This is a genomic window from Massilia norwichensis, assembly GCF_024753245.1.
In the GTDB taxonomy this organism is placed as follows: domain Bacteria; phylum Pseudomonadota; class Gammaproteobacteria; order Burkholderiales; family Burkholderiaceae_D; genus Telluria; species Telluria norwichensis.
Map to the genome: position 1 here is coordinate 75,439 of NZ_JANUGX010000023.1, position 11,711 is coordinate 87,149.

Below are 11,711 nucleotides of genomic sequence, written 5' to 3' on the forward strand. Positions count from 1 at the left end.
TTAGATGGGGGGCACCGGGTTGAAACCCGATATGGCCCGGTACTTGCCGCCGCTGTAGCGCAGCACCTGGCGTTGGTCGATCGCGCTCGGCGCCAGGGCATGCGCATCGGCGCGGCTGATCGCGCCCTGGTAGCGGATCGTGAAGTCGCCCGGCAGATCGCGTGCCGGTTCGATCGTCCAGTTGCTCTCGACCGCGTAGCAGTCGTGGCTCTCGGGCGCGGTCCTGTCGTCGTCCACGCGCGGCTCCTGCGGATGCGGCTTGATCAGCGGCTGCAGGCGGCGTACGCAGTCGCCGTTACTGTCGACGTTGATGCCGGACAGCGCCATCTCGAGCGCCGGCTGCTGGCGCGCCACGCCCTTGTCCAGTTCATACAAAGCAAGCCAGGTCCCGCAATAGCCCTGCCAGCAGCTGCCGTATTCCACCGCCACCGCCTGGCGCTGGCTCGACAGCGCCACTGCGCGCAGACTCGCTTCGCCGAAGAAGCCGCGCAGCGCAAACACGCCCTGGCGCCCCGCCAGTTTCCATGCGCCGTTGCGTTGCTCGAACTGGTAGGCGGCCAGCGCCATCGGCGTCGTATGGTCGACCGCGCGCTGGCTGCCTTCGTCCGCCGGTACCAGGCCGGCAATCAGGGTCAGGTGGGTGGCGTCGACGCGTATCACCAGTTTCGGCTCGGCCACCACCCGCCTGGCGCCTTCGCTCCAGGCGCTGCGGGGCTTGCGCGAGATGCCGGGCAGGCGCGGCAGGGTGACGGTCTGGACCCGGCCGGCCGCGCTGTCGCTCCAGCCGGGAAAGGCCAGCGCCGCCAGCTGCGCCGGACTGACGCCGGCAGGGTGCTCCGCGCTCTGCTGCGGGGCCGCCAACGCCCCGCCGGCGGCCGGTACCATGGCCAGCCAGACCAGCGACTGGGATAAGAATCGGCGCTTGTTCGGGCCGGCGCCAACGATACGGATGAGTTTCATGCGGCGACTATACACCGCCGGCTTGTGTCAAAAATTCACAAATACTCACTGCGGCTTCACATTCGCCGCAGCGAGCATCGAAGGTATTTACGGTTTTGCGAACTTGAGCGTCATGCGGTCGCTCTCGCCGATGGCCTGGTATTTTGCGCGGTCTTCGTCCTTGTTGGTCAGGGTCGGCGGCAGCGCCCACACGCCGTTCTTGTGGTCGGCCTTGTCCTTCGGGTTGGCGTTGATCTCGGCCTTCGCGGCCAGCTTGAAGCCGGCGCTTTCCGCCATCTTGATCACATAGGACTCATGCACATAGCCGCTGGAGGCCTCGGCGTCCTGCGGCATGGACTCGGGCAGGCGGTGTTCGGTCACGCCCAGCACGCCGCCAGGTTTCAGGCTGGTGTACAGCGCCTTGAACATGTCCTTCACCTTGTCGTCGCCCAGAGCGACGAAGTTGTGCACGTTGCGGAAGGTGAGCACCATGTCGACGCTGTTTGGCGGGGCGAAGTTGTAGACGGCCTTTGGCGGACTGAAGGCGCCTCGCACGACCTTGTCATACACCGCCGGGTTGGACTCCAGCAGCGTCTTGGCGATGGAGCCGGCGGCGATCAGCTTGCCGTTATCGCGCAGGTAGGGCGCCAGGATCTCGGTGTACCAGCCGCCGCCCGGCGACAGCTCGACCACGGTCATGGTCGGCTGGATGCCGAAGAAGCGCAGGGTTTCGTAGGGATGGCGCCAGCTATCGCGCGCCACGTTGGCGCTGCTGCGGTGGCTGCCCGCGATCGCCGCGCGCAGCTGGCTGTCGTCCGCTTGATTGTCGGCGGCCTGCGCGGTGCCGGCCAGGCCGCCCGCCAGCAGGGCAGCGGCCAGGATGAATCGTTTCATTGTGTCGTCTCCAGGGTCGGTGGCAGCGGCGCCATGCCGTGCCGCCCGGCGATCATCAAGCAGGCACTGCTTGTCGTCAAGTTAATAAATATATGTATCCACGGTGTCCGCGCGGACACTGCCCGGACACCGAGCGGACACATCTTGGGCGGACACGCAAGGGCTTAGGCGCATGGCATAAAGATTGCCTATTCAAAATCTTTGCTTGCTGATATCGTTCAGCGGCTAGAGAAGAAGTGTAAGCGCAGTAAAACAAGAGCGGTCCGTCCGCCGGGCCCACTGTCCACCTCAGGAGACGTCATGGAACGCCGTACCTTCCTCAACATCAGCAGCCTGGCTTTTGGCTCGATGCTGGTGCCTGTCTTCGGCCGCGCAATCGCTGCCGAAGAGCTGCTCAACCCGATGCCGATCGCGGCCAAGAAAATGCTGGCCGATACCGCGCTGGGCGCCGCCACCAAGGCCGGCGCCAGCTATTGCGACGTGCGCATCGGCCGCTACCTCAACCAGTACGTGATCACGCGCGACCTGAACGTCGAGAACGTGGTCAACACCGAGTCGGCCGGCATCGGCGTGCGCGTGGTCTGCAACGGCGCCTACGGCTTTGCCGCCACCAACGACATGACCCCGGACGGCGTCGCCGGCGCCGCGCGCCAGGCGGTGGCGATCGCCAAGGCCAATGCCAAGCTGCAGTCCGAACCGGTGCAGCTTGCACCAGTCAAGGGCGTGGGCGAGGTGTCGTGGGCCACGCCGGTGAAGAAGGACTGGCGCACCGTGCCGGTCAAGGAAAAGGCCGAGCTGCTGATCGCCGCCAACAAGGCCGGCCTGGAAGGCGGCGCAGCCTTCATGAATTCGATGCTGTTCCAGGTGAACCAGCAGAAGTACTTCGCCTCGACCGACGGCTCCTACATCGACCAGGACATCCAGCGCCTGTGGGCGCCGGTCAGCGCCACCGCGGTCGACAAGGCCACCGGCAAGTTCCGTTCGCGCCAGGGCCTGTCGGCGCCGGTCGGCATGGGCTACGAATACCTGGACGGCCGCAAGGAAGACAAGATCAAGGCCGCCGGCGGTGTCGCCACGCTGTACACCAACTCCTACGACATCGTCGAGGACGCGCGCGCCGCCGGCCGCGATGCCAAGCGCAAGCTGACCGCCAAGACCGTCGTGCCGGGCAAGTACGACCTGATGCTCTCGCCGGAGCATTTGTACCTGACGATCCACGAATCGGTCGGCCACCCGACGGAACTGGACCGCGTGCTGGGCTACGAGGCCAACTACGCCGGCACCAGTTTCGCGACCCTGGATAAATGGCAGTCGAAGAACTTCAACTACGGATCGAAGCTGGTGAACATCGTGGCCGACAAGGTCACCCCGGGCTCGCTCGGCAACGTCGGCTACGACGACGAAGGCGTCAAGACCAAACGCTGGGACATCATCAAGGACGGCGTGCTGGTCAACTACCAGGCCACCCGCGACCAGGCCCACATCATCGGCGAAAAAGAATCGCACGGCTGCTCGTACGCGGACAGCTGGAGCAACGTGCAGTTCCAGCGCATGCCGAACGTCTCGCTCCAGGCGGGCAAGAAAAAGATGACCCCGGACGAGATGGTCAAGGACATCAAGAAGGGCATCTACATCGTCGGCGACGGTTCGTTCTCGATCGACCAGCAGCGCTACAACTTCCAGTTCGGCGGCCAGCTGTTCTACGAGATCAACAACGGCAAGATCGGCCAGATGCTGGAAGACGTGGCCTACCAGTCGAACACCCAGGAATTCTGGAATGCCTGCACGGCGATCTGCGATGAGCGCGACTGGCGCATGGGCGGCTCCTTCTTCGACGGCAAGGGCCAGCCTCCGCAGATCTCCATCGTGTCGCACGGTTCGAGTACCGCGCGCTTCAACGGCATCAATGTCATCAACACCGCCCGCAAGATCGGCTAAGGCAGGAGCACAACGACCATGACCATCCTGACCCAGGAACAAACCAAACGTATCTGCGACCGCGTGCTGTCGCTGTCCAAGGCCGACGAATGCAGCGTCAACGTGAACGGCAGCCGCCAGGGCAATATCCGCTTCGCGCGCAATGCCGTCTCCACCGCCGGCCTGGCTGAAGACACCAGCATCGCCGTGCAGGTCGCCTTCGGCAAACGCCAGGGCATCGCCACCATCAACGAGTACGACGACAAGTCGCTGGAAAAGGCCGTGCGCCGCGCCGAGGACCTGGCCAAGCTGGCGCCGGAAAATCCGGAGTTCATGCCGGCCGTCGCCAAGCAGCCTTACCGTGCCTCCGAGACCTTCAGCAAGAAGACCGCCGCCATCGATCCGGAATTCCGCGCCCAGGCCGCCGCTTACGCGATCGAAGCCTGCCGCAAGAACAAGCTGGTGGCTGCCGGCTTCTTCACCGACAACACCTCGTTCAGCAGCGTCGCCAATTCCAACGGCGTGTTCGGCCACCAGGACCAGACCGGCCTCGATTTCACCTGCACCGTGCGCACCGAAGACGGGCGCGGCTCCGGCTGGGTCAAGCGCTCGGCCACCGACGCCGCGCGCTTCGACCCGCGCGAAGCGGCCGACGTGGCGATCGAGAAGGCACTGCGCTCGGTCGATGCGAAAGCGCTGGAACCGGGCCGCTACACCGTGATCCTGGAGCCGGCCGCGACCTCCGAACTGCTCGGCTTCATGCTGTCCGGCTTCGACGCGCGCCAGACCGACGAAGGCCGCAGCTTCCTGTCGAAGAAGGGCGGCGCTTCGCGCCTGGGCGACAAGCTGTTCGACAGCCAGGTCAACATCTGGGCCGACCCCTGGAATCCGGACGTGCCGGTGCTGCCATGGGACAGCCAGAACCTGATCGCGCGCGAGCGCATGGACATCATCAAGGACGGCAAGGTCAACGCCCTGAACTACTCGCAGTTCTGGGCCAAGAAGAAGGGCGTTCGCCCGACCGCGACCCCGGGCAACATCATCATGGCCGGCACCGACAAATCGACCGCCGACCTGATCGCCAGCACCAAGAAAGGCATCCTGGTCACCCGCACCTGGTACATCCGCATGGTCGACCCGCAATCGGTGCTGCTGACCGGCCTGACCCGCGACGGCACCTTCTATATCGAGAACGGCAAGATCAAGTACCCGATCAAGAACTTCCGCTTCAACGAGAGCCCGGTGACCATGCTGAACAACATCGAGGAAATCGGCAGGCCGGTGATCATTGGTGGGGATGAGGTGCCGTTCCAGATGTCGATTCCGCCGATGAAGGTCAGGGATTTCAACTTCACGTCCTTGTCCGACGCTGTGTGATGCAAACCGTGGGCACGGGGTGCCCACCCTACGAACCGTGGCAAACGTAGGGTGGACTCCCTGAGTCCACGCTCATGGAGATTCAATGGAACGCCGTACTTTCCTCACTCTCGCCGCCGGCACCGCCGGCGCCATGCTGGTCCCGGTCTTCGGCAACGCCATCGCCGCCGAAGAGCTGCAATCGACCATGCCGCTCAGCCTCAAGAAGGCGCTGGCCGATGCCGCCCTGAACGCGGCGACCAAGGCCGGCGCCAGCTATTGCGACGTGCGCATCGGGCGCTACCTGAACCAGTTCATCAACACGCGCGACCTTACGGTGCAGAGCGTGACGAACACCGAGTCCAGTGGCGTTGGCGTGCGCGTGATCGCCGATGGCGCCTACGGCTTTGCCGCCACCAATGCGATGAACCCGGACGCGGTCGCCAATGCCGCGCGCCAGGCGGTGGCGATCGCGCGCGCCAACGCCAAACTGCAGACGGAACCGGTGCGCCTGGCGCCGACCAAGGGTGTGGGAGAAGTGGCCTGGGCCACGCCGATCAAGAAGGATTGGCGTAGCGTCCCGGTCAAGGACAAGGCCGAGATGCTGATCGCCGCCAACAAGGCCGGCCTGGATGCCGGCGCCAGCTTCATGACGGCCAATTTGTTCCAGGTGAACCAGCAGAAGTACTTCGCCTCGATCGACGGCTCCTGGATCGACCAGGACATCCACCGCCTGTGGGCGCCGCTGACCGCCACCGCGGTCGACAAGGCGACCGGCAAGTTCCGCTCGCGTGCCGGCCTGGCGCCGCCGGTCGGCATGGGTTACGAATACTTCGATGCGCGCCCGGAGCACAAGCTGCGCGCCGCGGGCGGCGTCACCACGCTCTACAACGGCGGCTACGACATCGTCGAAGAGGCGCGCAATGCCGGCCGCCAGGCGCGCGAGAAGCTGAGCGCGAAGAGCGTCGAGCCGGGCAAGTACGACCTGGTGATCGCGCCGGAAAACCTGTTCCTGACGATCCACGAGTCCGTTGGACACCCGACGGAACTGGACCGCGTGCTGGGCTACGAGGCCAACTACGCCGGCACCAGCTTCTGCACGCTGGACAAGTGGGAGACCAGGAAATTCCAGTTCGGCTCGAACAAGGTGAACTTCTTCGCCGACAAAAGCACGCCCGGTTCGCTGGGCGCGGTCGGCTACGACGACGAAGGCGTCCAGCCGAAGCGCTGGGACATCATCAAGGACGGCATCCTGGTCAATTACCAGGCCACGCGCGACCAGGCCCACATCATCGGCGAGAAGGAATCGCACGGCTGCTCGTATGCGGACAGCTGGAGCCGCGTGCAGTTCCAGCGCATGCCGAACGTCTCGCTGGCCGCCGGCTCGAAGCGATTGACGCCCGATCAGATGGTGGAGGACGTCAAGAAGGGCATCTACATCCTGGGCCGCGGCTCCTACTCGATCGACCAGCAGCGCTACAACTTCCAGTTCGGCGGCCAGCTCTATTTCGAGATCAAGGACGGCAAGATCGGCCCCATGCTCGAAGACGTCGCCTACCAGTCGAACACCCAGGAATTCTGGAACGCCTGCAGCGCCATCTGCGACGAGCGCGACTGGCGCATGAGCGGTTCCTTCTTCGACGGCAAGGGCCAGCCCAGCCAGGTCAGCGCGGTCTCGCATGGTGCGGCGACCACGCGCTTCAACGGCGTCAAAGTGATCAATACCGGCCGCAAGATCGGCTAACGAGGACTTCATGAAACAGTTGAACCAGGAAGAAGCGAAACGGATCAGCGACCGCGTCCTGTCCTTCTCGAAGGCGGACGAGTGCAGCGTCGCCATCAACGGCAGCCGCAGCGGCAATATCCGCTTTGCGCGCAACAGCGTCTCCACGGCCGGCCTGAACGAAGACCGGCGCCTGACCGTGACCGTCGCTTTCGGCCGCCGCCAGGGCACGGCGAGCGTCAACGAATTCGACGACAAGTCGCTCGAGCAGGCGGTGCGCCGCGCCGAGGCCACCGCCCGTCTGGCGCCCGAAAACCCCGAATACGTGACGCTGCCGGGCAAGCAGGAATTCAAGCCGACCGGCGAATACTTCGCCTCCACCGCCGCGATCGATCCGGACTTCCGTGCCGACGTCGCGGCGCACGCGATCCTGGCCGGTCGTCGAAACAAGCTGGTCACCGCCGGCTTCTTCCTTGATACCACCGGCTTCGAAACGATCGCCAATTCGAAAGGCCTGTTCGGCCACCGCGAATTCACCGGCCTCGATTTCACCTGCACCGCGCGCACCGAAGACGGCCGCGGGTCGGGCTGGGTGACCCGCTCGGCCGTTGACGCGAAACGCTTCGATGCACGCGAAGCGTCCGAGGTGGCGATGGAAAAAGCGCTACGCTCGGTCGATGCGAAGGCGCTGGAGCCGGGCCGCTACACGGTGATCCTGGAGCCGGCCGCGACCTCGGAACTGCTGGGCCGCATGTTCGGCGGCTTCGGCGCGCGCCAGGCCGACGAGGGCCGCAGCTTCCTGGCGAAGAAGGGCGGCGGCAACCGCCTGGGCGAAAAGCTGTTCGACGAGCAGATCAACGTCTGGTCCGATCCCTGGGACAAGGACGTGCCGGTCAGCCCCTGGGACAGCGGCTCGATGCTGGCGCGCCAGCGCCGCGACCTGATCAAGGACGGCAAGGTCGCCAACCTCGAATACTCGCGCTTCTGGGCGCAAAAGAACGGCGTGGCGCCGACCGCGCGCGCCGGCAACATGATCATGGCCGGCGGATCCAAGTCGCTCGAAGAGCTGATCGCCGGTACCAAGAAGGGCGTGGTCGTGACCCGCACCTGGTACATCCGCATGGTCGACCCGCAGTCGGTGCTGCTGACCGGCCTGACGCGCGATGGCACCTTCTATGTCGAGAACGGCAAGATCAAGTACCCGATCAAGAATTTCCGTTTCAACGAAAGCCCGATCACGATGCTCAACAACGTCGAGGAGCTCGGCAAGCCGGTCGTGATCGGACCGGACGAGGTGGCCTACCAGATGGTGATTCCGCCGATGCGCATCCGCGACTTCAACTTCACTTCGCTGTCGGACGCCGTCTAAACAGAAACTGAGCAGGAACCGAGTGGTCTACGACTTCTACTTCACGCGCCTGATGTACGAATCGGGCGACTGGGATGTGGACATCCGCATGCCCAGCAATGTCCTGAATTCGCTGGTCGAGTACACGACCCTGCGCGTGGACCCGGCCGAGCGCGTGATCGCCCTGTCCGACCCGAAGATGCTGCAGGCGCCGTTCTGCTACCTGGCCGGGCACAAGCTGGTGCAGTTCACGCCGGCCGAGCGCAAGAACTTCGAGCGCTACGTGAAGGGCGGCGGTTTCGTGTTCGTGGACGACTGCAACCACGATATCGACGGCCTGTTCGCCAAATCCTTCGAGGCCGAACTGGCCAAGATGTTCGGCCCGAAGGCCCTGGTCAAGATCCCGAATACGCACCGCCTGTATTCGAGCTTCTTCAAGTTCGACGGTCCGCCGAACACCACGGTGGAGCTGAACGGCTGGGGCGACGACCTGGTGCACGAGTACCTGCGCGCCATCGAGGTGAACGGCCGTATCGGCGTGCTGTACTCGAACAAGGACTACGGCTGCGAGTGGGACTACGACTTCCGCAACAAGCGCTGGCTGGCGGTCGACAACACCCGCTTTGCGGTCAACATCATTCAATATGCGTTAGGAGCGTAGCACCGTGGCAGAAGCATGGACAGAGAATGAAATCGCCGATCTGGTGGCGAAGGTGGAGATGCTCAAGCAGAGCATGGGCAAGGTCATCATCGGCCAGAAGGACGTGATCGACCTGCTCGTGACCTGCCTGCTGGCCGGCGGCCACGCGCTGGTCGAGGGCGTACCCGGCCTCGGTAAAACCCTGCTGGTCAAATCGCTGGCCCAGGCCACCGACATGCAGTTCCGCCGCGTGCAGTTCACGCCCGACCTGATGCCTTCGGATATCGTCGGCACCGAGATCCTCGAAGAAGACCAGGCCACGCGCCAGCGCGTGTTCCGCTTCCAGCAAGGCCCCGTGTTCACCCAGGTGCTGCTGGCCGACGAGATCAACCGCGCGCCGCCGAAGACCCAGTCGGCGCTGCTGGAGGCGATGCAGGAACGCTCGGTCACCTTTGCCGGCCAGACGCACAAGCTCCCCAAACCCTTCTTCGTGCTGGCGACCCAGAACCCGATCGAGCAGGCCGGCACCTATCCGCTGCCCGAGGCCCAGCTCGACCGCTTCCTGCTGCGCATCGACGTCGGCTACCCGACCGAGGAGGAAGAGATCGCGATGGTCGGCGCCACCACCCACGCCGGCTTGAACGATGCCGAACCGGCGATGACGCTGGCGACCCTGCTGCGTCTGCAGCAGCTGGTGCGCGACATCGAGATCGGCGACGCCATGCTGCGTTACGCGACCCGGCTGGTGCGCGCGACCCGGCCGTCGGACTCACCGGTCGAGGCGATCCGCAAGCACATCGGCTGGGGCGCGGGCCCGCGTGCCGGCCAGGCGCTGGTGCTGGCATCGAAGGCACGCGCGCTGATGCATGGCCGCCTGGCGGTCACGCGCGAGGACATCGGCGCGATGCTGCTGCCGGTGCTGGCGCACCGCGTGCTGCGCAATTTCGAAGCCGAGGCGGACGGCATCGCCATCGCCGACATCCTCGCCGCTTTGCGTGCTGAAGTCCGGATCGATTAAGTGAGCGTATTGGCAAGCGCCGCGCTGGCGGCGCATACGGGCAAACTCGACCTCGCCATCCGCCACGTGCTGGCGGGGCTCGGCCACGGCATCCACGCCGGGCGCGAGCGCGGCGCCGGCGTCGAATTCTCCGAATACCGGGCCTATGCGCCCGGCGACGAATGGCGCCGCGTCGACTGGAAGCTGATGGCGCGCGCCGACCGTTACTATGTGCGCGAAGCCGAGCGCGACAGCCACGTCGCGGTCTGGCTGGTGCTGGACGCCACCGCGTCGATGCTGGAGCCGAGCCGCAGCGTCGAGGGCCTCGATAAACTGGGCATGGCACGCCTGCTGCTGGGCTGTGCCGGCGCGATCGCCCAGCGCCAGGGCGATGCCTTCGGCTTGCTGGTCTGCCAGGGCGAACGCGCCCACTTCACCCCGGCCGCGCGTGGTCCGCGCCAGCTGCAGCGCGTGCTGGCCCAGTTGGAGCGCGTCGACGCTGCCGGCACGCTGCCGGCGCCCGAGGTGCTGCGCGCGAGCCTGCATTTCGCGCGCGCGCCCAGCGTGGTCTGCGTGGCCAGCGATTTTCTCGACTGGCCGTCGCCGCTGTCGGAAGCGATGCTGCGCCTGCGCGGCATGCGCCACGACGTGCGTGCGCTGTGCCTGCAGACCGAGGCCGAGATCGCGGCCGACTTCGACGCGTCGATCGCCTGGCGCGACCCGGAAGGGGACAAGCGGCTGTTCCGCTTCGGCCGCGACGTGCGTGCCGGCTATGCGCGCCAGCGCGAAGAACATTTCGAGATGGTGGCCCGGCAGTGCCGCGCGCATGACATTCCTTATGTGGCGGCGCCGATCGAACGCGCGCCGGCCGACACGCTGCGGGCCTGGCTCCGCAAGCCAGGAAGGCGCCCATGAACAGTTGGTGGTGGTGGGCGCTGCCGGTCCTGATCCTGCCGATTCTGTGGCACCGGCAGAAGCGCGAACAGATGAAGGCGGTGCCGCTGGCGACGGCGCGCTTCCTGCCGTCCTCGCGGCCGGTGCAGTTGCGCACATGGCGTTTGCAGGACTTGCTCCTGCTGCTCCTGCGCTGCCTGCTGCTGGCCACGCTGATCGCCTGGCTGGCCGATCCGGTCCTGCCCTGGCGCGGCGACAGCGTGCTGGTGGTGCCGGGCACGCCCCCCGCCTTCGTCGACAGGCAGCTGCGCGAGGCCGGCCTGACGGACGCACGCCGCATCGACCTGCCGCACCGCGATGCCTACCGCTGGCTGCACGAGCACGAGCGCGAATTCGACCCGCAGGCGCGCCTGCTGCTGGTCGGCGACGTGGCGATGCCGGCCGCGCTGCCGCGTTTGCGGCATGCGTTGACGGTGCGGCCGCAGGCGGTACCGGCGCCGGCAAGCGAACGTCACGTGGCCGTGTTCAGCCAACGCGTCGATGCATGGCGCAAGCTGTTCGCCGCCCTCGAGGGACCGCAAGCTGACGTGCTGGACGCCCAGGCCGGTGCGAAGACCGAACTGCTGATCTGGGATCTGCCGCACGCGCCGCCGCCCGGTTTGCGCGCGCCGCTGTGGTGGGTGGCGGACAGCCGCGCCTTCCCCGCGCTGGAGAAGGCGCCGCAAGTCGACGGCCTGCGTTACCTGGACACCCCGCAAGGACGCCTGTGGAGCGCTCCCTGGCTGCCGCCGCAGGATGCCGCCGCCGCCCGCACCCTGTTCGAAACCTGGCAGCGCCTGCACCTGGGCGTCCAGCCGCACACCGCGCCACCGCAGGCGCCGGTGGTCGATGCGCGCGCGCCGGCGGGGCCGAACGGCGGCGCCCTGCGCGACGCTTTGTCTGCCGCACTGCTGGTGCTGTTTGCTCTGGAAAGGATAGCGACCCATGTCCGCCGGCGCTGACA

Annotated in this window: 10 protein-coding genes; 8 read left to right on the top strand and 2 right to left on the bottom strand. The window is 66.0% G+C overall.

The window, feature by feature from the left end:
• Positions 1-960, bottom strand: coding sequence for a hypothetical protein (locus NX782_RS18170; RefSeq protein ID WP_258846890.1), 960 nt, complete (start codon positions 958-960; stop codon positions 1-3).
• An 87-nt stretch (positions 961-1,047) separates the two neighbouring features.
• Positions 1,048-1,833, bottom strand: a complete 786-nt coding sequence (locus NX782_RS18175; protein WP_258846891.1) for a class I SAM-dependent methyltransferase — start codon at positions 1,831-1,833, stop codon at positions 1,048-1,050.
• 300 nt (positions 1,834-2,133) lie between these two features.
• On the opposite strand from NX782_RS18175, the gene NX782_RS18180 reads away from it, so the two are divergent.
• The 8 genes from NX782_RS18180 to NX782_RS18215 all read left to right on the top strand — a co-directional run bounded on the left by NX782_RS18180 (position 2,134) and on the right by NX782_RS18215 (position 11,709).
• Positions 2,134-3,771 carry a TldD/PmbA family protein gene (locus tag NX782_RS18180; RefSeq protein ID WP_258846892.1) on the top strand — a complete coding sequence of 546 codons (1,638 nt, stop codon included), beginning with the start codon at positions 2,134-2,136 and terminating at the stop codon, positions 3,769-3,771.
• An 18-nt stretch (positions 3,772-3,789) separates the two neighbouring features.
• Positions 3,790-5,127 (top strand): TldD/PmbA family protein, encoded by a 1,338-nt coding sequence (locus NX782_RS18185; RefSeq protein WP_258846893.1) that lies wholly within the window; start codon positions 3,790-3,792, stop codon positions 5,125-5,127.
• An 85-nt stretch (positions 5,128-5,212) separates the two neighbouring features.
• Positions 5,213-6,850 carry a TldD/PmbA family protein gene (locus tag NX782_RS18190; protein WP_258846894.1) on the top strand — a complete coding sequence of 546 codons (1,638 nt, stop codon included), beginning with the start codon at positions 5,213-5,215 and terminating at the stop codon, positions 6,848-6,850.
• A 10-nt stretch (positions 6,851-6,860) separates the two neighbouring features.
• Complete coding sequence (locus NX782_RS18195; protein WP_258846895.1) at positions 6,861-8,198, top strand: TldD/PmbA family protein; 1,338 nt, start codon at positions 6,861-6,863, stop codon at positions 8,196-8,198.
• Between the two features lie 22 nt (positions 8,199-8,220).
• Positions 8,221-8,838 (top strand): DUF4159 domain-containing protein, encoded by a 618-nt coding sequence (locus NX782_RS18200; protein WP_258846896.1) that lies wholly within the window; start codon positions 8,221-8,223, stop codon positions 8,836-8,838.
• Between the two features lie 4 nt (positions 8,839-8,842).
• Positions 8,843-9,835, top strand: coding sequence for an AAA family ATPase (locus NX782_RS18205; RefSeq protein WP_441295306.1), 993 nt, complete (start codon positions 8,843-8,845; stop codon positions 9,833-9,835).
• Positions 9,836-10,729: a DUF58 domain-containing protein gene (locus tag NX782_RS18210; RefSeq protein ID WP_258846897.1), complete on the top strand. Its 894-nt coding sequence runs from the start codon at positions 9,836-9,838 to the stop codon at positions 10,727-10,729.
• Entirely contained in the window at positions 10,726-11,709 is a 984-nt protein-coding gene (locus NX782_RS18215) for a BatA domain-containing protein (RefSeq protein ID WP_258846898.1), read from the top strand. The genes NX782_RS18210 and NX782_RS18215 overlap by 4 nt, the downstream gene beginning before the upstream one ends.
• Positions 11,710-11,711 lie beyond the last annotated feature (2 nt).

Coding starts and splice junctions, on each gene's coding strand:
- NX782_RS18170 (WP_258846890.1), bottom strand. CDS start 960: ATGAAACTCATCCGTATCGTTGGCGCCGGCCCGAACAAGCGCCGATTC.
- NX782_RS18175 (WP_258846891.1), bottom strand. CDS start 1,833: ATGAAACGATTCATCCTGGCCGCTGCCCTGCTGGCGGGCGGCCTGGCC.
- NX782_RS18180 (WP_258846892.1), top strand. CDS start 2,134: ATGGAACGCCGTACCTTCCTCAACATCAGCAGCCTGGCTTTTGGCTCG.
- NX782_RS18185 (WP_258846893.1), top strand. CDS start 3,790: ATGACCATCCTGACCCAGGAACAAACCAAACGTATCTGCGACCGCGTG.
- NX782_RS18190 (WP_258846894.1), top strand. CDS start 5,213: ATGGAACGCCGTACTTTCCTCACTCTCGCCGCCGGCACCGCCGGCGCC.
- NX782_RS18195 (WP_258846895.1), top strand. CDS start 6,861: ATGAAACAGTTGAACCAGGAAGAAGCGAAACGGATCAGCGACCGCGTC.
- NX782_RS18215 (WP_258846898.1), top strand. CDS start 10,726: ATGAACAGTTGGTGGTGGTGGGCGCTGCCGGTCCTGATCCTGCCGATT.